Raw genomic sequence first — 25,872 nt, 5'->3', positions numbered from 1 at the left:
GTGGATTTGTCGACTTCTGGGGCGTGATTTCGCCCGCAGAAGTGGAGGTCGCCGCGAATCGGGCCCCCTACTGGCCTCCAACCGAGGCCCGGCCGCGTAGCTTTGATGCGTACGCCAGCCGCTGAGGGAGCAGTCGTGGCACGGAAGATCGGCAGCCGGTACACCGCGCACCAGATCCTGGGGCGCGGCAGCGCGGGCACGGTATGGCTGGGCGAGGGGCCGGACGGGCCCGTCGCCGTCAAACTGCTGCGCGAGGACCTCGCGTCCGACCAGGAGCTGGTCGGACGCTTCGTCCAGGAGCGCAGCGCGCTGCTGGGCCTGGACCATCCGCACGTGGTCTCCGTCCGGGACCTCGTCGTCGACGGCAACGACCTCGCCCTGGTCATGGACCTCGTCCGCGGTACGGACCTGCGCACGCGGCTCGATCGGGAGCGGCGGCTCGCCCCCGAGGCGGCCGTGGCCATCGTCGCCGACGTCGCCGACGCGCTGGCGGCGGCGCACGCGGCGGGGGTCGTGCACCGGGACGTCAAGCCCGAGAACGTCCTGCTGGACATGCAGGGCCCGCTCGGCCCGGGCGGCGCGCACCCCGCGCTGCTCACCGACTTCGGCGTGGCCAAGCTGATCGATTCCCCGCGCCGGGCCTCGGCCGGCCGGGCCTCGGCGCCGACGACCCGGATCATCGGGACCCCCGACTATCTGGCGCCGGAGATCGTGGAGGGCCTGCCCCCGCGGGCGGCCGTCGACATATACGCCCTGGCCACCGTCCTGTACGAGCTGCTGGCCGGTTTCACCCCGTTCGGCGGGGGCCACCCGGGCGCGGTGCTGCGCCGGCACGTGACCGAGACCGTCGTGCCGCTGCCGGGCATCCCCGACGAGTTGTGGCAGCTGATCGTGCAGTGCCTGGCCAAGGCCCCGGCCTCGCGGCTGCGGGCGTCCGAGCTGTCGGCCCGGCTGCGGGACCTGCTGCCGCTGCTGGCCGGGATGCCGCCGCTGGACGTGGACGAGCCGGACGACGCGGACCCGCAGCCGCCGGAGGCGGAGGAGACGACCGCGGGCGATCCGGTCCGCCGCCGGGGCGTCGTCCCGCTGGTGCCGGGGTCCGCGACCGACTCCAACCGGGACACCCACACCTCGATGCGGGTCCCGGGCCCGGACGAGCTGGCCGGCGGCGCGCTCGGCACCGCCCGCGTGCCCCGGCCCGCCGGGGGCCACCGGCCGGGCTCCGCCCGGCACCGGGCGGAGGCGGCGCGCAAGCGGCGGCTGGTGATGTCGGCCTCGGCGCTGGCGCTGGCCGCCGCCGTGGGGGTCGGGAGCTGGCTCGCCCTCTCCGGCGGGGACGAGCCGCCGCCCCCGCAGGACAGCAAGCGGTCGGGCACCCGCACCCCGTAACCCCCGATGCGCGCGCCGGGTGCGGACAGGCATCGGACTCGCCGGCGTTCGAGGCGCGGGTCCGGGCGGAGCCCGGGGGCCCGGCGCGGCCGTAACCCCCTCACCGCAGGAGGCCGGGCGGCGCCCGGTACGGCCCCGCGCGACCGCGGCGCGCCCGCCACCGCACCCCCGAGGGGCTACGCCGCCACCAGCTCCGGGTGCCAGCGTCGGGCGACGGAGGGGTGCGCCCGGACCCAGCCCTTCAGCTCGTTGCGCCCGTACTCCGCGTGGAGCGGGTTCGCCGCGTCGTGCGCGACCCCCGGTGCCGCGCGCAGGTAGTCGCCCGGGACGGTCTCGACGACCGCGTCCAGCCGCGGGTTGTAGAAGAAGGGGACCGAGTACCGCTCGACCGATCCCGGCGGGCTGACCACCCGGTGGTCGGTGGCCGTCAGGTAGCCCTCCGTCGCGATCTCCAGCAGCTCGCCCAGGTTGACCACGAAGGCCCCCGGCAGCGGCGGTACGTCCACGTAGCCGCCGTCCCGGACGACCTGGAGCCCGCCCACCGAGTCCTGGAGCAGCAGCGTCAGGAACCCGTAGTCCTTGTGCGCGCCGACTCCCTGGTCCGCGCCGGAGGGGGCGGACCCGGGGTAGCGGATCAGCTTCGTGTGCAGGTGGGGGCGGTCCGCGAAGGCCTCGTCGAAGAAGTTCGCCGGGGCGCCGATGGAGACCAGCAGCTCCCGCAGCAGCCGGTGGGCCACCGCCGCCAGTCGCGACTGCCACTCCAGGACCGCCGTCCGCAGCTCCGGGAGCGCCGCCGGCCACTGGTTCGGGCCCTCCAGCCACAGGTACGCCGGGTCGTCCGGCCCCAGCTCCGGCGCCGGGCGCTCGGCGCCGACGTCCAGCTGGTCCCGCCAGTCGCTGGCGCCGCCGGTCAGCTCGTGGCCGATCCGCGTGTAGCCCCGGAAGTGCGGGGAGTTCAGGTTGCTCACGGCGAGCCGGTCCGCCTCCGGGAGGGCGAAGAAGGCCTTGGTCAGCTCCAGGATCCGCGCGCTCTCGGCCGGGGTGACACCGTGCCCGGTGAGGTGCAGGAATCCGGTGTCCCGGGCGGCTGCGTGCAGCTGTGTGAGGAAATCGGCCCGCTGGGCCGGGTCGTCGGCCCGGGAGAGGTCCAGGACCGGAAGGGTGTGCGCGGACGGCATGACGGCTCCGTTTCGGATGTCACGGGGTCCTGTTCCCCAGGGGTGGTGGGGGCCGCGGGCGGGGAGGGGCGCCGACAGGGATGTGCCGGGGCCGCGGCAGCCGCGTACAGGACCAAGTCGGATCGGGTGGATCAGGCTTGGCTGTGCTCCGGCGGCTGACAGCTCGTCGTCGTGACACGCATGTGGTCGACATGGCGGCGCTTGACGAGGAGAACGGTCATACGGTGAGCGTACGCCCGTACGAGCATTCATTAGTACGGGTGATCCGGCCTGCCCGGCCGGTGCCGCCCGGGGACCGGCTACGCTGGACCCGTGGCAGTCGTCGATGTTTCCGAAGAGCTGAAGTCCCTCTCCTCGACCATGGGGTCGATCGAGGCCGTCCTGGACCTCGACAAGCTGAGGGCAGATATCGCCGTGCTCGAGGAGCAGGCCGCCGCGCCGTCCCTGTGGGACGACCCGGAGGCCGCTCAGAAGATCACGAGCAAGCTTTCGCACCTCCAGGCGGAGGTCCGCAAGACCGAGACCCTGCGGGGGCGCATCGACGACCTCGCGGTGCTCTTCGAGCTCGCCCAGGAGATGGACGACGCGGACACCCTCGTCGAGGCCGAGGCGGAGCTGGTGTCCGTCCGCAAGGCGCTGGACGAGATGGAGGTCCGGACCCTCCTCTCCGGCGAGTACGCCGAGCGAGAGGCCCTGGTCAACATCCGGGCCGAGGCCGGCGGCGTCGACGCCTCCGACTTCGCCGAGCGCCTCCAGCGCATGTACCTGCGCTGGGCCGAGCGGCACGGCTACCCGACCGAGGTGTACGAGACCTCGTACGCGGAAGAGGCCGGCATCAAGTCGACCACCTTCGTCGTCAAGGCGCCGTACGCCTACGGCACCCTCTCGGTCGAGCAGGGCACCCACCGCCTGGTGCGGATCTCGCCCTTCGACAACCAGGGCCGCCGCCAGACCTCCTTCGCGGGCGTCGAGGTGCTCCCCGTCGTCGAGTCCAGCGACCACGTCGAGATCGACGAGGGCGAGCTGCGCATCGACGTCTACCGTGCCTCCGGCCCCGGCGGCCAGGGCGTCAACACCACCGACTCGGCGGTGCGCATCACGCACCTCCCGACCGGCATCGTGGTCTCCTGCCAGAACGAGCGCTCGCAGATCCAGAACAAGGCGAGCGCCATGAACGTCCTCCAGGCGAAGCTGCTGGAGCGGCGCCGCCAGGAGGAGCAGGCCAGGATGGACGCCCTCAAGGACGGCGGCAGCTCCTGGGGCAACCAGATGCGCTCCTACGTCCTGCACCCGTACCAGATGGTCAAGGACCTGCGGACGGAGTTCGAGGTCGGCAATCCGCAGGCGGTGCTCGACGGCGAGATCGACGGCTTCCTGGAGGCCGGGATCCGCTGGCGCAAGCAGCAGGAGCAGACCGCGTAACGCGCGACGCCTCGCTCAGGTGTGCGCGTAGGTGCGCGAAGGGCCCGGACACCCCGAGGGGGGTCCGGGCCCTTCCGCCGTGCTGGGCACTGATCGGTACGCGGCGCGACCGCGCGGCCGCGCGTACGGCGACGCTGCGACGACTACGCGGCCTGTTGGGCCACCAGGACCAGGGCTGCCACGAGAACCACCATGAACACGATGAGCGTCACGGGATTCAGGCCGGAGAAGGGGCCCTCCTGCTGGAGGCGCTCCCGGTTCGCCCGGCACACAGGGCAGCGGCCTTGGCTGACGGGTCCGGCGCAGTTCGCGCACACGAGCCGGTCATATGTCATGCGCTCCTCCTCTCGTCCCCTGGGCACTGTCGGGTACAACGGCGTGGGGAACGAGACCGTTCCCCCTACCACTGTGCCAGCTTCGCCGACATTCGGCGCGGCCCGTCCGGGCAATCGCGGTCCGGACCCCGTGGAGGCGGGGATAAAAGGGGCAAGTCCGGTCGCCGGGTCCACACCCCGCGCCCGTTCGCGTATGGTCACGCACACCTACTCCCGGCGACCGTGGTGCACCCGTGATCCGATTCGACAGCGTCTCCAAGTCCTACCCGAAGCAGAGCCGCCCCGCACTCAGAGATGTCTCCCTGGACATCGCGAAGGGCGAGTTCGTCTTCCTCGTCGGCTCCTCCGGCTCCGGCAAGTCCACCTTCCTGCGGCTGATCCTGCGCGAGGAGCGGGCGAGCCACGGCCAGGTGCACGTCCTGGGCAAGGACCTCGCCAAGCTCTCCAACTGGAAGGTCCCGCAGATGCGGCGCCAGTTGGGGACCGTCTTCCAGGATTTCCGCCTGCTGCCCAACAAGACGGTGGCCGAGAACGTGGCCTTCGCGCAGGAGGTCATCGGCAAGCCGAGGGGCGAGATCCGCAAGGCCGTTCCGCAGGTCCTGGAGCTGGTGGGGCTCGGCGGCAAGGAGCAGCGGATGCCCGGCGAGCTCTCCGGCGGTGAGCAGCAGCGCGTGGCCATCGCCCGCGCCTTCGTCAACCGCCCCGCCCTGCTGATCGCGGACGAGCCCACCGGCAACCTCGACCCGCAGACCTCCGTCGGCATCATGAAGCTGCTGGACCGGATCAACCGGACCGGCACCACCGTGATCATGGCGACCCACGACCAGCAGATCGTGGACCAGATGCGCAAGCGCGTCATCGAACTCGAACAGGGCCGTCTCGTGCGCGACCAGTCGCGCGGCGTCTACGGCTACCAGCACTGAAAGGACGCCATGCGCGCCCAGTTCGTCATGTCGGAGATCGGCGTCGGTCTCCGTCGCAATCTCACCATGACCTTCGCGGTCATCATTTCCGTGGCCCTGTCGCTGGCCCTGTTCGGTGGCTCCCTGCTCATGCGCGAGCAGGTCAGCCGGATGAAGGGCTACTGGTACGACAAGGCCAACGTCTCGATCTACCTCTGCAACAAGCAGGACGCCGAGGCGGCCGGTGAGGCCGCCAAGAAGCCCGACGGGGCGCAGACCCAGGCGGCGGGCGTCGCCACCTGCGGCAAGGGCGCCGTGACCGCCGAGCAGAAGGCGCAGATCGAGTCCGAGCTCAAGCGGATGGACCTGGTGAAGTCCGTCGCCTACGAGTCGGCGGACGAGGCGTACAAGCACTACCAGGAGCAGTACGGCCACACCGCGCTGGCCTCCTCCATCACCCCCGACCAGATGCAGGAGTCCTTCCGGGTCAAGCTCAAGAACCCGGAGAAGTACAAGGTCGTCACCTCCGCCTTCGCCGGCCGCGACGGGATCCACACCGTCGACGACCAGCGCAAGGAGATCGACGACCTGTTCAGGATCCTCAACTACCTCAACTACGCGGCCCTCGGCATCATGCTGATCATGCTGGTCGTGGCGCTGCTGCTGATCGTCAACACCGTGCGCGTCTCGGCGTTCAGCCGCAGGCGGGAGACGGGGATCATGCGGCTGGTGGGTGCCTCCAGCTTCTACATCCAGGTCCCCTTCATCATGGAGGCGGCCGTGGCCGGGCTGATCGGCGCGATGTTCGCCTGCGCCATGCTCGTCAGCGGCCAGTACTTCGTGATCGACCACGGCGTCGGGCTGCGGGACAAGATCCAGCTCATCGACTTCATGGGCTGGGGGTCGGTCCTCGCCAAGCTCCCGTACGTCCTGTTCATCGGCCTCCTGATGCCCTCGATTGCCGCCTTCGTCGCCCTGCGCAAGTACCTGAAGGTGTGACGAGCGCCCCCCTGGCACTCCGGTCAACCCGCCGTACCCGCGCGGGCCTTGTCCTAGACTCGGCGCCATGCCGGGTCTTCCCGCCTTCTGTCTCCGGCCCCGCGACAAGCGTCGCGGGGCCGTTTTGACGTTGGCCTTCCTCGCGGCCGTGGGCACCGGCGCGACCACGGGCTGCTGGGACCGCGAGGACCCCGCCGCCTGGACCGCCCGTACGGGAGCCCTCACCGACCCACCGCCCGCGGCCCGCGGCGGGCCGCCCCGCGCGGGCACCGCCGACCGGGAGGCCGTCGCCCGCGCCGCCGCCGAGGCCGTCGCCGAGGGGAAGTCGGGCAAGAAGGCCGCCCAGGAGGTCGTCAGCCGCAGCGGGGACCGCTGGGGCACCGTCTACGACCGGGGCGAGTACGCGGCCTTCGCCGAGGACCTCGACGGCCGTTGGACCGGCGTCGGACTCTGGGCCGGGCGCGGCGGCGACGGCAGGATCGGCATCGACAAGGTCCAGCCGGGCGGCCCCGCCGCCCGAGCCGGCCTGCGGGCCGGGGACCGGCTGCTGAGCGTCGACGGCCACGCCGTCACCGGCCTGGCCGTGGCCGACGTGGTCGCCCTGCTGCGCGGCGGGGCGGGCACCCCCGTCGTGCTGAACCTCAGCCGCGACGGCGCCGACTTCACCGAGACCGTCCGCCGCGAGCAGTTGCGTACCGAACCGGTGACCGTACGCCGGCTCCCGGGTGGGATCACCGTCATCAAGGTGACCTCCTTCACCCGGGGCTCCGGCGAACGGGTCAGGTCCGCCGTCCGCGCCGCCCCGGCCGGCGCCGGGGTCATGCTCGACCTGCGCGGCAACCGGGGCGGCCTGGTCACCGAGGCGGTGACGGCGGCCTCCGCCTTCCTCGACGGCGGGCTCGTGGCCACCTACGACGTACGGGGCGCCCAGCGCGCCCTGTACGCGGACCCGGGCGGGGACACGGACCGCCCGCTGGTGGCCCTGGTCGACGGCGGCACGATGAGCGCGGCCGAACTGGTGACGGGCGCCCTCCAGGACCGGGGCCGCGCCGTGACGGTGGGCAGCCGGACCTTCGGCAAGGGATCGGTGCAGATGCCGACGGAGCTGGCGGACGGATCGGTGGCCGAGCTGACGGTGGGTACGTACCGGACACCGGAGGGCCGGAGCCTGGACGGCATCGGCATCACCCCGGATCTCGCGGCCGGCGAGAGGGTCGAGGAACGGGCCGCGCAGGTATTGGGTGGCCTCGGGGTGGGTCCGTAGTGCGAAAATGACCGCACTATGGCTAAGGAAAAAGGGCGCAAGCTGATCGCCCAGAACAAGAAGGCGCGGCACGACTACGCGATCATCGACACCTACGAGTGCGGTCTCGTGCTCACGGGCACCGAGGTCAAGTCGATGCGCCAGGGCAGGGCCTCGCTGGTGGACGGCTTCGTGTCGGTCGAGGGCGGCGAGGCGTGGCTCTACAACGTGCACGTACCGGAGTACAGCCAGGGCACCTGGACCAACCACAGCGCCCGGCGCAAGCGCAAGCTCCTCATGCACCGCGAGGAGATCGACAAGCTGGAGCGGAAGGCCGACGAGTCGGGTCACACGATCGTGCCCCTGTCGCTGTACTTCAAGGACGGCCGGGCGAAGGTCGAGATCGCGCTGGCGAAGGGCAAGAAGGAGTACGACAAGCGCCAGACGCTGCGGGAGAAGCAGGACACCCGGGAGACGAACCGCGCGATCTCGGCGATCCGACGCAAGCAGCGGGGTACGGTTTAATCTCCTGGCACGCGGGGGTTCACGTCGCGTACCATGGCGTCAGCACCACCCGCTCGCGGGTGGAGCGGTCGTTGCGGTATCTCTAACTCAATAGCGTGAAACATGGGGATGATCGGTTTCGACAGCGGATGTCGATGCAGGGGAAGCGAGCCGAGGAAGCGGCAATGATCTCGCTAACCACATGTCGCAAACAATAATCGCCAACTCCAAGAGCGATAACTCCCGCTTCACCCTCGCTGCCTAATAACAGTGAGCTGAAGCCTCTGTGAGGAGCGTCAGCCCGGAAGTGGTCCCGGTCCGGATCCTGGCGTCAACTAGGGATCTAAACCTCTAGCCCCGGTCACGGGGGTTGGAGGGAAACCAAACAGTGACTGAGCCCGTCGGAGACTTGTCCGTGTGATCTCCGGGGCTGAGAAAAGCGCAGCGGACTGCGCTCGGAGAAGCCCTGCTTCTGCACCGTTGGACGCGGGTTCGATTCCCGCCATCTCCACCACCCCATGTGGATGAACCCCCTGATCTGCGACTGTGTCGCCGGATCAGGGGGTTCTCGCGTGTCAGGGGTCGGCAGTGGCACCGGGCCTTGATCACGCGGGGCGAGCGGAGGCCCCGCGGCCTGGGCCGCGGGGCCTCGGTCATGCGTGGTGCCGGGCTGCTAGCAGAACGGGACCTTGTTGAGGTTCAGCGCGTAGCGGGCCGTGATCCAGCCGCTGCCGTCGGCGAGCTTGTACCAGATCGGATTGCCGTCGACCTTCTCGCTGTTGACCTTGCACTGGAGGGCGACCACCGTGCCGGCCTCGGCCTTGCCGGTCGTCTTGTGGTGCGTGCCGGGGCCGGAGTGGACGTTGAGGCCCTTGCCCTTCACGATCTTCGCCTTCGGGGTCTCGTGGTGGCCCCCGCACTTGCAGTCGCCGGGCTTGCCGGTGTCACCCTTCGGCCCCTGGGGGCCCTGCGGGCCGGCCGGTCCGGGGCGGCCCTTCGGGCCGACGGGGCCGGGCTTGCCGTGGTGGCCCTTCGGGCCCTGCGGGCCGGACTTGCCCTTGTCGCCCTTGGGGCCCTGCGGATTGGCGGGGCCACCCGGGCCACCGGGGCCCCGCGGGCCGGCCGGGCCGGTGTCGCCGCGGTCGCCCTTGTCGCCCTTTTCGCCCTGCGGGCCGGGCTTGCCCGGCTTCCCGTGGTGGCCGTGCTTTCCGGGCTTGCCCGGCCTGCCGTCGTCGCCCTTCGGGCCGGTCACCGGGGTGGCGACGGCGAACAGGACGGGCGCGTCGGCGCCGGTCGCCCACTCACCGCCGCCCAGCGTCGTGCCCTGCGGGGCGTCCGAGTCGACCCGGAGCGAAACCCCCAGGTGCGTCTGCGCGTTCGCGGGGAAGGCGAAGCCGGCGCGGGTGCCCGCCTCGCAGGTCAGCCGGCGGGCGTCGGCCGACCTCTGGCACGGGGCGGCCGTGCGCTGCCCGTTCCAGTAGAACCGGGCCTCGGGGAAGGTCGTCCGGTCCGGAGCGGTGATCCGGAACGTGCTGCGGACGACGGCTTCCGACCCGCTGGCGGCCGCGATGACGACGCGGCCCGTCCGACCGGGAGCGATCGAGGGGAGGTACGGCTGGGTGAAGCGGATGTTCGCCGAGTCGGCCAGGGCCGGTACGGCCGGCACCAGACAGGAGGCGGTGACCGCCGCGACGATCAGGGCCGAGGACACGGAGCGGGAAGAGGGCAAGGGGGTTCCTCCGCGAAGGGAAGGTGCTGGGGAAGGCACCCCCAGTTATGTCCGATCGCGACCCGCCATCGTGCGTACCACGCGGGAGCGATCACTCGGCCGCCGCATGAATCGGCCCGCGGCGGCGGCCGGCAGGGCGAGGAGCGCGGCCGCGGCGGGCAGCAGGTACGCCGTCGTCGCCCCGAAGTGGTCGACCGCCAGGCCCGCGCCGGCCGCACCGGCCGCGATGCCCGTGAGGATGGCGGTCACGGCGAGGGTCATGCCCTCGTTGAGACGGCCCTCGGGCGTCACGGCGTGGACCCGGGACATCGCGGTGACCATCGTCGGCGCCGTGGCCATGCCCGCCAGCAGCAAGGCGATCGCGAGGGCGGCCAGGGAGCCGGCGGCCGCCGCCGCCCACGGCAGGGCCATGCACACGGCCAGGGCGCCCACGCACACCTTCAACGAACGCGGGCGCACGGTGCCGTAGAGCAGGCCGGCCGCGCACGAGCCCGCCGCCTGGAGGGCCAGGACCAGGCCGGAGGCGGCGCCCAGGCCCAGGGCGTCGAGGTGGGCGAGGGAGGCGACCTCCATCGAGCCGAAGACCAGCCCGGTGGCCAGGAAGAGCACGAGCAGCGGCCCCAGGGCCCGCAGCGGGGAGCCGTGCCGGGGCGACGCGGACACCGGGGGCTGCGTGGAGCGCTGCGCGGTGAAGACGAGCATCCCGGTCAGGAACAGGGCCGCGCCGACCAGGGTGCCGGCCTCCGGGAACACCGCGGTGCACAGGAACGCCGCCAGGACGGGACCGAGCATGTAGCAGAGCTCGTCGGCGGCCTGCTCGAAGGACATCGCGGTGTGGTGGGCGGTCGGGGAGCCGCGCAGCAGGTGGGTCCAGCGGGCGCGGGACATGCCGCCGATGTTGGGGGTGGTGGCCGTCGCGGCGTACGAGGCGAAGAGGGTCCACGCGGGCGCGCCGGTGCGGACGCACGCGATCAGGCAGAGCGAGCCGAGGACGGCGAACAGGGTGGCGGGCAGGGCGATCCGGGCCTGGCCGTGCCGGTCGACCAACCGGGCGGTCCAGGGCGCGACCACGGCGGTGGCCGCCAGGCCGGTGGCGGTGACCGCCCCGGCGAGGGCGTACGAGCCGCGCTGGTCGGCGATCATCATGACCGCGCTGATCCCGAACATGCCCATGGGGAGCCGCGCGAGGAGGTTCCCGGCGGTGAAGCCGCGGCTGCCGGGCACGGCGAACAGCCGGCGGTAGGGGCCCGGCTCGCGCCGCGGCCGCCGCCCGCGGCCGGGGGCGGCGCGCTGCCCGGTGGCCGCCGGCCCGGCGATGACGAGGGTGCCGCCGGTGACGGTCATCCGGGGCACGGGGCGCGCGGCCGCGGCGACCGTACGGGTCCTGGCGGAGATGCGTGCGGGGACAGGCGCGGCGGTGGATGCGGCGGCGGGGGTTGCGGGCACGGCGTCGGCGGCCGAGGTGGTGGCGGGCATGGGACCAGCCTCCGGCCCGGCCCCCGCCCCGGTCCAACACCCGTTCCGGCGGCATTCACCCCTTTCTGTTGTTAGTCTCCGGGGGTGACAGCCCGAGACGTGGACCCGAGACTGCTGCGCGGGTTCGTCGCCGCCGCCGAGGAACTGCACTTCACTCGGGCCGCCGCCCGCCTCTACATCGCCCAGCAGGCCCTCAGCCGCGACGTCCGGCGCCTGGAACACACCCTGGGCACGCCCCTGTTCGTCCGCACCACCCGGCAGGTGGAGCTGACCGCCGACGGCGAGCGGCTGCTGCCGCTGGCCCGGCGCGTGCTCGGCGCCCACGAGGAGCTGGCCGCCGCCTTCGGCACCGCCGCCGGCCCCCGGCCGCTCCTGGTCGACCTGAACACCGACGGCCCCAGCACCGGCCGCACCGTCCTGGAACGGGCCCGCGAACTAGCCCCGGACTGCGAGCTCATGGCCCGCTTCGAGAGCGGCCTCACCCACGCCGCCGCCGAGATCGCCGCCGGGCGGCTCGACGTGGCCTTCGGCTACGCGGACGGCCTCGAACCGTCGCTCCGCGCCCGCCTCGCCCGCCGGCCCGTACGGTACGAGCCGCTCGCCGTCCTGCTGCCGGAGGGGCATCCGCTGGCCGGGCGGGACACCGTACCCCTCGACGCGCTCGCCGGAGAGACCGTCTACGCGGGCGCCGGGAACCCGCGGACCCTGGAATGGACCGGGCTGGCCCGCGAGCTGTTCGCCGGGCGGGACATCCGGCTCGCGCCGCCCGCACCGGTGGCCGTGGGCAAGGAGGAGTTCCGCCGGGTGATGGCCAAGACCCGCAATCCGGTGCTGGTGACCGTCGACTTCGTCGACATGCCGGGGTCCGCGAAGCGGCCGCTGACCGGCCCGGTGCCGCTCTCCCCGCTGTCGATGGTGTGGCGCAGGGGTTTCACCCATCCCGGGCTGGACGCCCTGCGCGCCGCGGCCGACGGGCTGGCGGCCGAGCGGGGCTGGCTCGATCCGCCCGCCGGGAGCTGGACCCCCGCGCGGCTCACACCCGTACCGGGCACCGGGTGAGAGCAAGGTTTCCCCCCGGTCATCCGGCGGGGACCGGGGCCGAAACGCGCCCTTCCTACAGTCGTCACCACGGACGCGACAGCTGTGGAGGCGTGTGATGACCGGTACGACCGCACCGCGCAAGGGGGGCCGCTGGATCGAGCGGTGGGATCCCGAGGACGAAGGCTTCTGGAAGGAGTCGGGCGAGCGGATCGCCCGCCGCAACCTGGTCTACTCCGTGCTCTCCGAGCACATCGGGTTCTCCATCTGGTCGCTGTGGTCCGTGATGGTCCTCTTCATGGGCCCCCAGTACGGCATCGACCCGGCCGGGAAGTTCTTCCTCATCGCCACCGCCACCTTCGTCGGGGCCCTGGTGCGGGTGCCCTACACCTTCGCCGTCGCCCGCTTCGGGGGCCGGAACTGGACCGTCGTCAGCGCCCTGCTGCTGCTCGCGCCGACCGTCGCGGCGATCGTGGTCATGGAACCCGGCACCTCCTACGGCACCTTCGTGCTCGTGGCCGTGCTGACGGGCGTCGGCGGCGGCAACTTCGCCTCCTCCATGACGAACATCAACGCCTTCTTCCCGCTGCGCAAGAAGGGCTGGGCCCTCGGGCTGAACGCGGGCGGCGGCAACATCGGGGTGCCCGTGGTGCAGCTCGTCGCCCTGCTGGTCATCAGTACCGCCGGGGCCGGGCACCCGAGGCTGCTGCTCGGCGCCTACATCCCGCTGATCGTCCTCGCGGCGGTGCTGGCCGCCCTGCGCATGGACAACCTGGCGCCGGTACGCAACGACACCGGCGCGGTCCGCGAGGCGGTCCGTGAACCGCACACCTGGATCATGGCCTTCCTCTACATCGGCACCTTCGGCTCCTTCATCGGCTACAGCTTCGCCTTCGGCCTCGTGCTCCAGACGCAGTTCGGGCGGACCCCGCTGCAGGCCGCCTCGCTGACCTTCATCGGGCCCCTGCTCGGCTCGCTGATCCGACCGGTCGGCGGCGCGCTCGCGGACCGCTTCGGCGGGGCCCGGATCACCCTCGCCACCTTCGTGGCCATGGCCGCCGCCACCGGAGTCGTCATCCTCGCCTCCGTCCAGCAGTCCCTGGGCGTCTTCCTGGTCGGCTTCGTGGCGCTGTTCGTGCTCAGCGGCCTCGGCAACGGCTCCACCTACAAGATGATCCCCGGCATCTTCCAGGCCAAGGCGCTGGCCCGCGGCATGAACGGCGAGGCGGCGGCGGCCTACGGCCGGCGGCTGTCGGGGGCCTCCATGGGACTGATCGGCGCGGTCGGAGCACTCGGCGGGCTCGGCATCAACCTGGTCTTCCGGGAGGCGTTCTTGACCTCCGGCTCCGGGACGGCCGCCTTCGTCACCTTCCTCGGCTTCTACGCGGTGTGCTGCGCCGTCACCTGGGCGGTATACCTTCGCCGGCCCGCGGCCACGGCGGTCCCCGAGCCCGGGGCCGCGCCGAAGACCCAGCTCACGACGGTCTGACCACGCGGTTCCACATCGCTGCGGCAGATCGCTTTACGGCACGGAAATATGCGGGAACCGAGCCTGACACGCGATGTTGGGAGGCTCGGTTCCCGTTCCGGTCCGTTTCCGGTCCCGATCCGGTCCCGCTCCGCGGCGCGATACCGACCCACTGGGCAAGGCAGGTCACATGTACGAGGACACGCAGCACACCGGTCCCCTCGCAGGTTTCACGGTCGGGGTCACCGCCGCGCGGCGGGCCGACGACCTGATCACCCTGCTCCGTCGGCGGGGGGCCACCGTCCTGCACGCGCCCGCCCTGCGGATCGTGCCGCTGGCCGACGACAGCGAACTGCTGGCCGCCACCAAGGAACTCATCGGCTGCGCCCCGGACGCGGTGGTCGCCACCACGGCCATCGGGTTCCGCGGCTGGATCGAGGCCGCCGAGGGCTGGGGCGTCGGCGAGGACCTGCTGGAGCGGCTGCGGGCCGCCGAACTGCTGGCGCGCGGACCCAAGGTGAAGGGCGCGATCCGGGCCGCCGGGCTGGTGGAGGCCTGGTCGCCCGAGTCGGAATCGCTGGCGGAGGTACTGGAGCGGCTGCTGTCGGGCGGGGTCGCCGGCCGGCGCATCGCGCTCCAGCTGCACGGGGAGCCGCTACCCGGGTTCGTGGAGGCGCTGCGGGCGGCCGGGGCCGACGTGGTGGTCGTACCGGTGTACCGGTGGATGGCACCGGAGGACCTGGCCCCGCTGGACCGGCTGCTGGACGCCGTCGTGGGCGGCGGGGTGGACGCGGTCAGCTTCACCTCGGCGCCGGCGGCCGCCTCGCTGCTGTCCCGGGCCGAGCAGCGGGGGCTGGGGGAGCCGGTACTGGACGCCCTGCGGGGCCGGGTGCTCAGCGCCTGCGTGGGGCCGGTGACCGCGCTGCCGCTCCAGGCCCACGGGGTGGCGACGGTGCAGCCGGAGCGGTTCCGGCTGGGCCCGCTGGTGCAGCTGCTCTGCCAGGAGCTGCCCGGCCGGGCACGCGTACTGCCCGTGGCGGGCCACCGGATGGAGCTCCGGGGGCACGCGGTGCTCCTGGACGCGGAACTGCGACCGGTGCCGCCGGCCGGGATGGCCCTGCTGCGGGCGCTGGCCCGGCGGCCGGGCTGGGTGGTGTCCCGCGGGGACCTGCTGCGGGCACTGCCGGGGGCGGGCCGGGACGAGCACGCGGTGGAGACGGCGATGGCCCGGCTGCGGGTGGCGCTGGGGGCGCCGAACCTGATCCAGACGGTGGTCAAGCGCGGGTACCGGCTGTCGCTGGACGCGGGCGGCGAGGTCAAGTACGGCGGTACGCCACGGCTCTGACGCACACCGCGCCGCCGCTGGCGGGGCTCCGCCCCCAAGCCCCGCCCCTGGAACGCCGGCGGGGCTGGAAGTGCCCCGACGGGGTCCGTTAGCGTGCGCGGGTGATCCTTGACGGTGTGGAGATGAGGGAGCCGGCGCTCGGTGACGCCGCCGGGCTGGCCGACGTGCTCACGCGCAACCGGGCGTTCATGGCGCCCTACGAACCGGCCCGCCCCGCGGACTTCTACACCGAGCGCGGCCAGCGGGACCGCATCGAGGGCGTGCTCGGGGAGCGGGACGCCGGGCGCATGGTCCCGTACGTGCTCGTCGAGGCGGCCACGGGGCTGCCGATCGGGGCGATCAACCTCGGCTCGATCGTGCTGGGTCCGCTGTGCAGCGGCGGGGTCGGCTATTGGGTGGACCGGGCCTGGAACGGCAAGGGCCTGGCCACCGCCGCCGTGGAGGAGGTCTGCCGGGTCGCCCGCGACGAGCTGGGCCTGCACCGGGTCGAGGCCGGGACCCGGGTCGACAACCTGGCCTCGCAGCGGGTCCTGGCGAAGGCGGGCTTCGAGCCGTACGGCGTCGCGCCGCGCTACCTCCACATCAACGGCGCCTGGCGCGACCACCGGCTCTTCCAGCGGCTGCTGCACGACGATCCGCCGCCCCTCTGACCGGTCCGGACCTCGGCCCCGCCGGCGGTCCCCGTTCCCGCGGCGACCGGTTCGAGGGGTTCCGCTGGGGAGCGCGGAGCGGCACTCTGGTGGGGCGCCCCACGACCGAGGCGGTGACGGACATGCGGTTCGACTCAGGCCGGGTCTGCCTGGACCTGGTGGCCACCTCCACCTCTCCCGACGGCATCCGGGACGGTGACGCGCTGCGGCTGTGGCTCGCCGGCGCCGGACTGGTCCCCGACCGGACGCCGCTCGCGCGGGTCGGCCCGGCATGGGCGGCGGCCTTCCGGTCCCTGCGCGGCGACGTGGACACCCTCGTACGGGCGGAACTCGCCGGCGCCGAACCGCCCGAGGACGCCCTGGCCCGGGTCAACGCGCTGGCCGCCGGTCCACCCCCGGGCCTGTGTGCCGTACGGGACCGGGAAGGGCACCTCGTACGGGAGTTGTGCGGGGGCGTGGAGTGCGGCGCCCTCCTCGCGGCCGTCGCCCGGGACGCCGTCGAGCTGCTGACCGACCCCGCCGACCTGGCGCTGCTGCGGGCCTGCGGGGGCGACGGCTGCACCCGGGTCTACCTGGACACTTCCCGCGGCCACCGGCGCCGCTGGTGCTCCAGTGAGCTCTGCGGCAACCGCGAGCGCGTCGCCCGGCACCGCCGCCGGACCCTTTCGGCCGGCTCCGCGTGACCCGCTGAGGTCCGGTTCCGGAACGGGCGTGCGGACAGGGGGCCGATTCGCGTACGGTTGACGGTCGCCCATGCACGTCAGAAGGGGGCCTTGGTGGCCGCGCAGAATGCCGCTGTCGACAGCACGGCGGATTCCGTCCGCGATCGGGAGATCGCGGTCGAGCAGACGCATCTCGACCGGGTGTACCGACGCCTTGAGGAGAAGATCCACGAGGCCGAGTTCCTCATGAACGACGCGGCCAAGAGGGGACAGGTCGGTACGCCCGGCGCCCTCGCCGAACGCGACGCGCAGGTCTTCCGGGCGGGCATCCACCTGAACCGGCTGAACAACGAGTTCGAGGACTTCCTCTTCGGCCGCGTCGACCTGGTGCTCGGCAAGGACGGGGAGCGAGGCCCGGACGGCGCGCACACCTCCGTCGAGCCCGCCGACGAGGCGATCCGCGAGGACCTCACCGCCGACATCGCCGAGACGCTCCACATCGGCCGCATCGGAGTCCTCGACTCCGACTACGCGCCGCTGGTCATCGACTGGCGCGCGCCGGCCGCCGCGCCGTTCTACCGGTCCACGCCCAAGGAGCCCGGCCGCGTCGTGCGCCGCCGCGTGATCCGCTCCAAGGGCCGCAAGGTGCTCGGCGTCGAGGACGACCTGATGCGCCCGGAGGTCACCGCCTTCCTGGACGGCAGGGAACTCCCCGTCATCGGCGACGGCGCCCTGATGGCCGCCCTCGGCCGGGCCCGTACGCACTCGATGCGCGACATCGTCTCCTCCATCCAGGCCGAGCAGGACATGGTCATCCGGGCCCCGGCCGCCTCCGTCGCCGAGGTCGCCGGCGGTCCGGGCACCGGCAAGACCGCCGTCGCCCTGCACCGCGCCGCCTACCTGCTCTACCAGGACCGGCGCCGCTACTCCGGCGGCATCCTGATCGTCTCCCCGACCCCGCTGCTCGTCGCGTACACCGAGGGCGTGCTGCCCTCGCTCGGCGAGGAGGGCCAGGTCGCCATCCGGGCGCTGGGCTCCCTGGTCGACGGCGCGGAGGCGACCACGTACGACGACCCGGCCGTCGCCCGGGTCAAGGGCTCCTCCCGGATGCTCAAGGTGCTGCGCAAGGCCGTACGGGGCGCCCTGGAACTCGGCAACGCCCCCGACCGGCTGCGGGTGGTGGCCTTCGGCCGCCGCCAGGAGCTGGAGGCCGACGAGCTGAACCGGATCCGGCAGAACGTGCTCAGCGGTACCGCGCCCGTCAACCTGCTCCGCCCGCGCGCCCGCAAGCTGCTCCTGGACGCCCTGTACGCCAAGTCCGGCAGCGCCGGCCGGCACAGCGACCCGGAACTGGCCGCGGAGCTGCGTTCGGCCTTCGACGAGGACATCTCCACCGAGGACGCCTTCGTCGGCTTCCTGAACGCCTGGTGGCCCGAGCTGACCCCGCGCGGCGTGCTCGCCTCGATGGCCGACGAACGGCGCCTGGGGCGCTGGTCCCGCCGGGACCTCAACCAGCGCGAGACCCGGCAGCTGGCCCGCTCGCTGCGCCGGGTCGGCCCGGACGGCAAGGGCCCCCTCTCGGTGCACGACGTGGCGCTGCTCGACGAGCTCCAGATGCTGCTCGGCGCCCCCGCCCGGCCCAGGCGCAGGCGCGAGATGGACCCGCTGGACCAGCTCAGCGGGCTGGAGGAGCTGATGCCGACCCGCGAGGAGACCCAGCGGGAGCGGGCCGAGCGGATCGCGGCGGAGCGCACCGAGTACGCGCACGTGATCGTGGACGAGGCCCAGGACCTGACGCCCATGCAGTGGCGGATGGTCGGCCGCCGCGGCCGGCACGGCACCTGGACGGTGGTCGGCGACCCGGCGCAGTCCTCCTGGACCGTCCCGGAGGAGGCGGCCGCGGCCCGTGACGAGGCCCTGGGCTCCCGGCCGCGCCGGCGGTTCACCCTCACGGTGAACTACCGCAACCCGGCCGAGGTGGCCGAGGTCGCGTCCCGGGTGCTGCGCCTGGCGATGCCGGGCATGGAGCCGCCGACGGCGGTGCGCTCCACGGGCCTGGAGCCCCGCTTCACCGCCGCGGCGGGCGACCTGGGCGCGGCGGTCCGGGAGGAGACCCGGAGGCTGCTGGAGCAGGTGGACGGGACCGTGGGCGTGGTGGTGGCCATGGACCGGCGCGCGGAGGCGGCCGACTGGCTCGCCGACCTCGGGGAGCGGGCGGTGGCGCTGGGCAGCCTGGAGGCCAAGGGGCTGGAGTACGACGCCACGGTGGTCGTCTCCCCGGCGGAGATCGCGGACGAGTCCCCGGCGGGCCTGCGCGTGCTGTACGTGGCGCTGACGCGCGCGACGCAGCAGCTCACGGTGGTCTCGGCGGCCCGGGACCGGCCGGACGCGCAGGGCGTACCGGACCTGCTCAGGCCGTAGCGCCGGGGCGGCTCCGGCGCCGGTGGGGCCGTTCGGCCCGCGGCCAGGCGCGTGGTGCGCAGATCCGGTTCCCGGTGGGGGGATCACTTCCGGCGATCCTTTGTTAGCCTGGGTGAGGCACCGACTCGATCCAAGCCCCCGGGCCCAACCTTCGTCGCCCAGAGCGACCACTTGCCGCGAGGCGAGCATGGCGGGTCGGTGTCATAGACGTAACACCAGGTCCGCCCCCTCCGCGCGTGGAGGGGGCGGACCTGTTTGCGCAGGGCCCCACCGTTCCCCACTGCCTTGACATCTCGTATGGTGGAAGTGTCTTTCCGAAATTTGTAGCTGGTTACCTTGTACCGGCTGGTAGGTGGGACGATCGGACAACAGGTCCTGCCGCACCTGCCGTGCGGCGGGCCCTGTGTGTACAGCGAAAACCAGGGACAGAAGAGGAACACGGCCATGGCAACGGCGCCCAGCGTCTCGTATTCGATGACGGTCCGCCTGGAAGTGCCCGCGAGCGGAACCGCGGTCTCCCAGCTCACCACCGCCGTGGAGTCCTCCGGTGGCTCGGTCACCGGCCTCGACGTGACCGCCTCCGGTCACGAGAAGCTCCGTATCGACGTCACCATCGCCGCGACCTCCACCGCCCACGCCGACGAGATCGTCGAGAAGCTGCGCGGGATCGAGGGCGTCAGCCTCGGCAAGGTCTCCGACCGAACCTTTCTGATGCACCTCGGCGGCAAGATCGAGATGGCGTCCAAGCACCCCATCCGCAACCGCGACGACCTCTCGATGATCTACACCCCGGGCGTGGCCCGCGTGTGCATGGCGATCGCCGAGAACCCGGAGGACGCGCGCCGCCTCACCATCAAGCGCAACTCCGTCGCAGTCGTGACGGACGGCTCCGCCGTACTGGGCCTCGGCAACATCGGCCCGATGGCCGCACTGCCCGTCATGGAGGGCAAGGCCGCCCTCTTCAAGCGCTTCGCCGGCATCGACGCGTGGCCGATCTGCCTCGACACCCAGGATTCCGACGAGATCGTCGCGATCGTCAAGGCCATCGCCCCCGGCTTCGCCGGCATCAACCTGGAGGACATCTCCGCGCCGCGCTGCTTCGAGATCGAGGCCCGGCTGCGCGAGGCCCTCGACATCCCCGTCTTCCACGACGACCAGCACGGCACCGCGATCGTCGTCCTCGCCGCCCTCACCAACGCACTGCGCGTGGTGGGCAAGGCAGTTGGCGATGTGAAGGTCGTCATGTCGGGCGCCGGAGCGGCCGGTACCGCGATCCTCAAACTGCTCCTCGCGGCGGGCGTGAAGAACGCCGTCAGCGCCGACATCCACGGCGTCGTGCACGCCGGCCGCCCCGACCTCGTCGACGCCGACCAGGACTCCCCGCTGCGCTGGATCGCCGACAACACCAACCCCGAGGGCTACACGGGCACCCTCAAGGAGGCCGTGGTCGGCGCCGACGTCTTCATCGGCGTCTCGGCCCCCAACGTGCTCTCCGGCGAGGACGTGGCCGCCATGGCCGAAGGCGCGATCGTGTTCGCGCTCGCGAACCCGGACCCCGAGGTGGACCCGGCCGTCGCCCGCCAGACCGCCGCCGTCGTCGCCACCGGACGCTCCGACTTCCCGAACCAGATCAACAACGTGCTGGTCTTCCCGGGCGTCTTCCGCGGCCTGCTGGACGCCCAGTCCCGCACCGTGAACACCGACATGATGCTGGCCGCCGCCAGCGCCCTCGCGGACGTGGTCGGCGAGGACGAGCTGAACGCGAACTACATCATCCCGTCGGTGTTCAACGACAAGGTCGCCGGCGCGGTCGCGGGCGCCGTCCGCAAGGCCGCCTCGACCGCTGTGACGGCGCCCACGTCCGTCTGATCCCCGGCGCGTCGCGGGATGCGGCCCCACCGGGCCGCCTCTAGGGTTGCGGGGATGCCCGCGAGGACCGCGGTCCGCATCCGACGGGTGCGGACGCAGCGTCACGCGGCGTGACTGTGGCGCTTTTCGTGTGACCCCGGCGGGTGCCGGATTGGCTTTCCCGCCGCTGGTGGGGGCAGGATGCGTAACCGGGCGAGAGGGTCTGACGTTCAGACCCGGGTCCGGGGACTGTCCGAGGGCCCTGGCAGCATCGGCTTCGATCTCACGCCTCTAAGGCAAGTTGAACACGGGAGTACAACATGAACCGCAGTGAGCTGGTGGCCGCTCTGTCCGAGCGCGCCGAAGTGACCCGCAAGGACGCCGACGCCGTTCTGGCCGCGCTCGCCGAGACCGTTGGCGAGATCGTCGCCAAGGGCGACGAGAAGGTCACCATCCCCGGCTTCCTGACCTTCGAGCGCACCCACCGTGCCGCTCGCACCGCGCGCAACCCGCAGACCGGCGACCCCATCCAGATCCCGGCCGGCTACAGCGTGAAGGTCTCCGCGGGCTCCAAGCTCAAGGAAGCCGCCAAGGGCAAGTAGTCCTGCCCCGGCGCCGGAGGGCCGCGCAGGCCCTCTGGAACGGCAGCAGTACGGCAGCAGTACGGCCGTGAGTACGGAAGTACGGCGAAGGGCGGCCACCCCGGACGGGGCGGCCGCCCTTCGGCCGTTCCGGGCCCGCGGGCCCCGGCAGCCCCTGGCGGCCCGCAGGGAGCACGAGAAAGCCCCCCGGGCCCTGTACGGGGCCCGGGGGGCTTGCACGTGTCGATCGGGGTCGGACGACGCCGGCGTCAGACGACGTCGCCGCCCGGCAGCTCGACCTTCGCACCGAGCTCCTGGAGCTTCTCCATGAAGTTCTCGTAGCCCCGGTTGATCAGGTCGATGCCGTGGACCCGCGAGGTGCCCTCGGCCGCCAGCGCCGCGATCAGGTACGAGAACCCGCCGCGCAGGTCGGGGATGACCAGGTCGGCGCCCTGCAGCTTGGTGGGGCCGGAAACGACCGCCGAGTGCAGGAAGTTGCGCTGGCCGAAGCGGCAGGCCGAGCCGCCCAGGCACTCCCGGTACAGCTGGATGTGCGCGCCCATCTGGTTGAGCGCCGAGGTGAACCCGAGCCGGGACTCGTAGACCGTCTCGTGGACGATCGAGAGGCCGGAGGCCTGGGTGAGGGCCACGACCAGCGGCTGCTGCCAGTCGGTCTGGAAACCGGGGTGGACGTCCGTCTCCAGCGCGATGGCCTTGAGCGGGCCGCCCGGGTGCCAGAAGCGGATGCCGTCGTCGTCGATCTCGAACGCCCCGCCGACCCGGCGGAAGGTGTTCAGGAAGGTCATCATCGAGCGCTGCTGGGCGCCGCGCACGTAGATGTTGCCGCCGGTCGCCAGGGCCGCGGAGGCCCAGGACGCGGCTTCCAGCCGGTCGGGGAGCGCCTTGTGGTTGTAGCCGCCCAGCCGGTCGACACCCGTGATGCGGATGGTCCGGTCGGTGTCGACGGAGATGATCGCGCCCATCTTCTGCAGCACGCAGATCAGGTCCTCGATCTCCGGCTCCACCGCGGCGTTGCTGAGCTCGGTGACGCCCTCGGCCAGGACGGCCGTCAGCAGCACCTGCTCGGTCGAGCCGACCGACGGGTAGGGGAGGCGGATCTTGCAACCGCGCAGCCGCTGGGGGGCCTCCAGGTACTGGCCGCCCTCGCGCTTCTCGATCGTCGCGCCGAACTGGCGGAGCACGTCGAAGTGGAAGTCGATGGGCCGACCGCCGATGTCGCAGCCGCCCAGGCCCGGGATGAAGGCGTGGCCGAGGCGGTGCAGCAGGGGGCCGCAGAACAGGATCGGGATGCGCGACGAGCCCGCGTGGGCATCGATGTCGGCGACGTTCGCGCTCTCGACGTGGGTGGGGTCGAGCACCAGCTCGCCCGGTTCCTCGCCCGGACGGACCGTCACCCCGTGCAGCTGGAGCAGCCCGCGCACGACCCGCACGTCGCGGATGTCGGGAACGTTGCGCAGTCGGCTGGGTTCGCTGCCGAGCAGAGCGGCGACCATGGCCTTGGGCACGAGGTTCTTCGCACCGCGGACACGGATCTCGCCCTCAAGCGGGGTGCCGCCGTGGACAAGCAGTACATCGTCACTGACTGTGCCGGTCATGAATCTCGCGTTCCGGAGAGGGGTGGGCAGGGGGACCAGTGAAAAGGGTAAGGGCCACCACCCCCCTGTTCGTAAGGCCGACGCGGCCGTAGGACTGTCATGAATCAGCCACAGCACCCTCCGTACCCGCCTTATAGCGGAGTGTCGCATTCCGCCCCTCGGCGGCGACACGCGGCCGGCGCCGCCGCCGTATGTCCTGAACTGCGTACGGACCGCCTTCGCGACCGCGTACCGATCGATCCCGCCGCCCGGTCCCCCCGAAGGGCGAATGTGCGAGATCATGTCGGCATGACCGAGGTGTCCTCCCTCACAGGGCGGCTGCTCGTGGCCACCCCCGCCCTCGCGGACCCGAACTTCGACCGCGCGGTCGTGCTGCTGCTCGACCACGACGAGCAGGGCTCGCTCGGCGTGGTCCTCAACCGGCCGACCCCGGTGGGCGTCGGCGACGTCCTGCTGCCCTGGGCGCCCCTGGCCGGCGATCCCGGCGTGGTCTTCCAGGGCGGGCCGGTGGCACTGGACGCGGCCCTCGGAATCGCGGTCATCCCGGGCGAGGAGGGGCCGCTGGGCTGGCGCCGGGTGCACGGGGCGATCGGCCTCGTCGACCTGGAGGCACCGCCCGAGCTGCTGGCCGCGGCCGTGGGTTCGTTGCGGATCTTCGCCGGCTATTCGGGCTGGGGCCCGGGCCAGCTGGAGGCCGAGCTGGGCGAGGGCGCCTGGTACGTGGTGGAGTCCGAGCCCGGGGACGTGTCCTTCCCGGACCCGGAGCGGCTGTGGCGGGCGGTGCTGCGCCGCCAGCGCAGCGAACTCGCGATGGTCGCCACCTATCCCGACGACCCGTCGCTCAACTGAGCCGGGCGGTGTTCAGTACCCTTGCCTCATGAGCACTCTTGAGCCCGAGCGCGGGACAGGCACGGGGACCCTCGTAGAGCCGACGCCGCAGGTGTCGCACGGTGACGGCGACCACGAGCGCTTCGCCCACTACGTCCAGAAGGACAAGATCATGGCGAGCGCGCTCGACGGGACCCCCGTCGTCGCGCTCTGCGGCAAGGTGTGGGTGCCGGGCCGGGACCCGAAGAAGTACCCGGTCTGCCCCATGTGCAAGGAGATCTACGAGTCCATGGGCCCCGGCGGGGACAAGGACAAGGGCGGTAAGGACAAGTAGTCCGGCCCTCTCGGGCGGGACCTGGGCCCCCGGTGCGCGGTAGCGGCGCCGGGGGCCTTTGCCGTGTTCGCGGGGCGGGTTAGGGTCGGCCCGACGAGCGCTCTGTGGAACAGGTATTGCGCAGGGTGCAATGAATCGATGGCGAAGGGCTGACCCCCATGCACCTGATTCCCCGCCCGCTGACCGTGACGCCCGACGAGGGCGGCCGCCTCCTGGAACTGGAGTCCGGGACGACCCTCGCCGCCGGGCCCGGAGCCGAGGGGGTCGCGCGCTGGCTGCGGCGGGAGTTGGGGGCCGCCACCGGGTACGACTTCCCGCCCCCGCCCCCCGGCGGGCGGGGCGGCGTACGGCTGGCCGTCGACGCGGACCTGCCCGCCGAGGGGTATCGGCTGGAGGTCCGCGCCGAGGGGGTGGAGCTGCTCGGCGGGTCGGCCGCCGGGGTGTTCTGGGGCGCCCAGACCCTGCGCCAGCTGCTCGGCCCCGACGCGTACCGGCGGGCGCCCGCTCCCGGCCGGACGTGGGCGCTGCCCCGCGGGACCGTCGAGGACGCGCCCCGGTTCGGCTGGCGCGGCCTGATGCTCGACGTCGCCCGGCACTTCATGCCGAAGGACGGCGTGCTGCGCTACATCGACCTGCTCGCCGCGCACAAGCTCAACGTGCTGCACCTGCACCTGACGGACGACCAGGGCTGGCGCGTCGAGATCAAGCGGTACCCGCGCCTCACCGAGGTCGGCGCGTGGCGCTCCCGCAGCCGCTGGGGGCACCGGGCCTCGCCGCTGTGGAACGAGACCCCGCACGGCGGTTACTACACGCAGGACGACATCCGCGAGATCGTCGCGTACGCCGCGGAGCGGCACGTGCGGGTGGTCCCGGAGATCGACGTGCCCGGGCACTCGCAGGCAGCCGTCGCCGCGTACCCGGAGCTGGGGAACACGGACGTGGTCGACACCTCGGCGCTGGAGGTGTGGGACGACTGGGGGATCAGCGAGAACGTACTGGCGCCGACCGAGCCCGTCCTGCGCTTCTACGAGGGGGTGTTCGAGGAGCTGCTGGAGCTGTTCCCCGCCGAGGTCTCGCCCTTCGTGCACGTGGGCGGGGACGAGTGCCCCAAGGCCCAGTGGAAGGCCTCCGCGACGGCGCGGGCACGGATCGCGGAGCTGGGGGTGGACGGGGTGGACGGTCTGCAGTCCTGGTTCATCCGGCACTTCGACGGCTGGCTCGCGGCGCGCGGCCGGCGGTTGATCGGGTGGGACGAGATCCTGGAGGGCGGGCTGGCGGAGGGCGCCGCCGTCTCCTCCTGGCGCGGCTACGCGGGTGGGATCGCCGCCGCCGAGGCCGGGCACGACGTGGTGATGTGCCCCGAGCAGCAGGTGTACCTGGACCACCGTCAGGCGGGCGGCGCGCAGGAGCCGATGCCCATCGGGTACGTGCGCTCGCTGGAGGACGTCTACCGCTTCGAGCCGGTGCCGCCGAAGCTGTCCGAGCGGGCCGCCGCCCATGTGCTCGGAGCCCAGGCCAACGTGTGGACCGAGGTGATGGAGAACCAGAACCGGGTCGACTACCAGGTGTTCCCCCGGCTGGCGGCCTTCGCCGAAGTGGTGTGGTCGCGGTTGCCGGAGCCGGCGGACCGGGACTTCGCCGACTTCGGGGGCCGGCTGGCGGGCGGCGCGGGGCTGCGCGACGGGCACTACGCGCGGCTGGACGCGCTCGGCGTCGACTACCGGCCGCCGGGCGGTCCGCTGCCGCGGCAGCTGAGGCCCGGAGTGCTCGGGCGGCCGATCGAGGGCGAGCCCCCGAACGTGTGACAACCGAGTGGCGGCGAGAACCGGAACTCTTCCTCGATTTGCGCCGATACGGGGAAAATCGGGCGATCGGGAAGGGGTGGTGCGCAGACGGGGCGAGTC

General features: G+C 72.6%; 22 protein-coding genes and 1 other RNA gene. 18 read left to right on the top strand and 5 right to left on the bottom strand.

The features are described from left to right. The first annotated feature begins 135 nt into the window (after window positions 1–135). Complete coding sequence (locus ACWFQ8_RS10765; RefSeq protein ID WP_453785827.1) at window positions 136–1,389, top strand: serine/threonine-protein kinase; 1,254 nt, start codon at window positions 136–138, stop codon at window positions 1,387–1,389. Between the two features lie 176 nt (window positions 1,390–1,565). Here ACWFQ8_RS10765 and ACWFQ8_RS10760 read toward each other — a convergent pair whose 3' ends face one another. After that, window positions 1,566–2,567 carry an isopenicillin N synthase family dioxygenase gene (locus ACWFQ8_RS10760; RefSeq protein WP_453785826.1) on the bottom strand — a complete coding sequence of 334 codons (1,002 nt, stop codon included), beginning with the start codon at window positions 2,565–2,567 and terminating at the stop codon, window positions 1,566–1,568. A gap of 312 nt (window positions 2,568–2,879) precedes the next feature. On the opposite strand from ACWFQ8_RS10760, the gene prfB reads away from it, so the two are divergent. Further along, on the top strand, window positions 2,880–3,989 hold the full coding sequence (prfB, locus tag ACWFQ8_RS10755) for a peptide chain release factor 2 (RefSeq protein ID WP_453785825.1): 1,110 nt from the start codon (window positions 2,880–2,882) through the stop codon (window positions 3,987–3,989). A 143-nt stretch (window positions 3,990–4,132) separates the two neighbouring features. On the opposite strand, the gene ACWFQ8_RS10750 is transcribed toward prfB, so the two are convergent. Continuing rightward, window positions 4,133–4,324 carry a hypothetical protein gene (locus tag ACWFQ8_RS10750; RefSeq protein WP_384538643.1) on the bottom strand — a complete coding sequence of 64 codons (192 nt, stop codon included), beginning with the start codon at window positions 4,322–4,324 and terminating at the stop codon, window positions 4,133–4,135. Between the two features lie 233 nt (window positions 4,325–4,557). Between ACWFQ8_RS10750 and ftsE the strand changes: the two genes are divergently transcribed. The 5 genes from ftsE to ssrA all read left to right on the top strand — a co-directional run bounded on the left by ftsE (window position 4,558) and on the right by ssrA (window position 8,486). After that, window positions 4,558–5,247, top strand: coding sequence for a cell division ATP-binding protein FtsE (gene ftsE / locus ACWFQ8_RS10745; RefSeq protein WP_384538642.1), 690 nt, complete (start codon window positions 4,558–4,560; stop codon window positions 5,245–5,247). Window positions 5,248–5,256: 9 nt separating this feature from the next. Then, window positions 5,257–6,225, top strand: coding sequence for a permease-like cell division protein FtsX (gene ftsX, locus ACWFQ8_RS10740; RefSeq protein ID WP_453785824.1), 969 nt, complete (start codon window positions 5,257–5,259; stop codon window positions 6,223–6,225). 67 nt (window positions 6,226–6,292) lie between these two features. Further along, a complete protein-coding gene (locus ACWFQ8_RS10735) occupies window positions 6,293–7,489 on the top strand; it encodes a S41 family peptidase (RefSeq protein ID WP_453785823.1) in 1,197 nt (398 codons plus the stop codon). Window positions 7,490–7,507: 18 nt separating this feature from the next. After that, window positions 7,508–7,993, top strand: a complete 486-nt coding sequence (gene smpB / locus ACWFQ8_RS10730) for an SsrA-binding protein SmpB (protein ID WP_079405061.1) — start codon at window positions 7,508–7,510, stop codon at window positions 7,991–7,993. Window positions 7,994–8,097: 104 nt separating this feature from the next. Then, window positions 8,098–8,486: a transfer-messenger RNA gene (gene ssrA, locus ACWFQ8_RS10725) on the top strand. Between the two features lie 159 nt (window positions 8,487–8,645). On the opposite strand, the gene ACWFQ8_RS10720 is transcribed toward ssrA, so the two are convergent. Both ACWFQ8_RS10720 and ACWFQ8_RS10715 read right to left on the bottom strand, forming a co-directional pair. Next, window positions 8,646–9,701, bottom strand: a complete 1,056-nt coding sequence (locus ACWFQ8_RS10720; protein WP_453785822.1) for an SH3 domain-containing protein — start codon at window positions 9,699–9,701, stop codon at window positions 8,646–8,648. A 45-nt stretch (window positions 9,702–9,746) separates the two neighbouring features. Then, window positions 9,747–11,045: an MFS transporter gene (locus ACWFQ8_RS10715; protein ID WP_453785864.1), complete on the bottom strand. Its 1,299-nt coding sequence runs from the start codon at window positions 11,043–11,045 to the stop codon at window positions 9,747–9,749. A 216-nt stretch (window positions 11,046–11,261) separates the two neighbouring features. Here ACWFQ8_RS10715 and ACWFQ8_RS10710 point away from each other — a divergent pair, with 216 nt between their 5' ends. The 8 genes from ACWFQ8_RS10710 (at window position 11,262) to ACWFQ8_RS10675 (ending at window position 21,211) form a co-directional block, all read left to right on the top strand. Next, window positions 11,262–12,236, top strand: coding sequence for a LysR family transcriptional regulator (locus ACWFQ8_RS10710; protein ID WP_453785821.1), 975 nt, complete (start codon window positions 11,262–11,264; stop codon window positions 12,234–12,236). 97 nt (window positions 12,237–12,333) lie between these two features. After that, window positions 12,334–13,704, top strand: coding sequence for a nitrate/nitrite transporter (locus ACWFQ8_RS10705; protein ID WP_453785820.1), 1,371 nt, complete (start codon window positions 12,334–12,336; stop codon window positions 13,702–13,704). A 169-nt stretch (window positions 13,705–13,873) separates the two neighbouring features. After that, on the top strand, window positions 13,874–15,028 hold the full coding sequence (locus ACWFQ8_RS10700; protein ID WP_453785819.1) for a uroporphyrinogen-III synthase: 1,155 nt from the start codon (window positions 13,874–13,876) through the stop codon (window positions 15,026–15,028). Window positions 15,029–15,150: 122 nt separating this feature from the next. Next, the gene (locus tag ACWFQ8_RS10695; protein ID WP_453785863.1) at window positions 15,151–15,678 is read left to right on the top strand and encodes a GNAT family N-acetyltransferase; all 528 of its coding nucleotides are present in this window, start codon (window positions 15,151–15,153) and stop codon (window positions 15,676–15,678) included. Window positions 15,679–15,800: 122 nt separating this feature from the next. Further along, the gene (locus ACWFQ8_RS10690) at window positions 15,801–16,361 is read left to right on the top strand and encodes a CGNR zinc finger domain-containing protein (protein WP_453785818.1); all 561 of its coding nucleotides are present in this window, start codon (window positions 15,801–15,803) and stop codon (window positions 16,359–16,361) included. Window positions 16,362–16,454: 93 nt separating this feature from the next. Beyond that, on the top strand, window positions 16,455–18,761 hold the full coding sequence (locus ACWFQ8_RS10685; protein ID WP_453785817.1) for a HelD family protein: 2,307 nt from the start codon (window positions 16,455–16,457) through the stop codon (window positions 18,759–18,761). 444 nt (window positions 18,762–19,205) lie between these two features. Beyond that, a complete protein-coding gene (locus tag ACWFQ8_RS10680; RefSeq protein WP_453785816.1) occupies window positions 19,206–20,630 on the top strand; it encodes a malic enzyme-like NAD(P)-binding protein in 1,425 nt (474 codons plus the stop codon). Window positions 20,631–20,929: 299 nt separating this feature from the next. Further along, complete coding sequence (locus tag ACWFQ8_RS10675) at window positions 20,930–21,211, top strand: HU family DNA-binding protein (RefSeq protein WP_007264399.1); 282 nt, start codon at window positions 20,930–20,932, stop codon at window positions 21,209–21,211. A 248-nt stretch (window positions 21,212–21,459) separates the two neighbouring features. Here the strand turns inward: ACWFQ8_RS10675 and murA are convergent, their stop codons facing one another. Beyond that, entirely contained in the window at window positions 21,460–22,806 is a 1,347-nt protein-coding gene (murA, locus tag ACWFQ8_RS10670) for a UDP-N-acetylglucosamine 1-carboxyvinyltransferase (RefSeq protein WP_453785815.1), read from the bottom strand. A 288-nt stretch (window positions 22,807–23,094) separates the two neighbouring features. Here murA and ACWFQ8_RS10665 point away from each other — a divergent pair, with 288 nt between their 5' ends. The 3 genes from ACWFQ8_RS10665 to ACWFQ8_RS10655 all read left to right on the top strand — a co-directional run bounded on the left by ACWFQ8_RS10665 (window position 23,095) and on the right by ACWFQ8_RS10655 (window position 25,773). Further along, complete coding sequence (locus ACWFQ8_RS10665; protein ID WP_453785814.1) at window positions 23,095–23,655, top strand: YqgE/AlgH family protein; 561 nt, start codon at window positions 23,095–23,097, stop codon at window positions 23,653–23,655. Between the two features lie 28 nt (window positions 23,656–23,683). Then, entirely contained in the window at window positions 23,684–23,968 is a 285-nt protein-coding gene (locus ACWFQ8_RS10660; protein WP_030010729.1) for a DUF3039 domain-containing protein, read from the top strand. Between the two features lie 158 nt (window positions 23,969–24,126). Continuing rightward, the gene (locus ACWFQ8_RS10655) at window positions 24,127–25,773 is read left to right on the top strand and encodes a beta-N-acetylhexosaminidase (RefSeq protein WP_453785813.1); all 1,647 of its coding nucleotides are present in this window, start codon (window positions 24,127–24,129) and stop codon (window positions 25,771–25,773) included. Window positions 25,774–25,872 lie beyond the last annotated feature (99 nt).

The sequence above is a fragment of the Streptomyces sp. NPDC055254 genome (assembly GCF_053606025.1).
The sequence above is the reverse complement of the archived record's forward strand: the minus strand, read 5'-3'. Positions and strand labels throughout refer to the sequence as shown.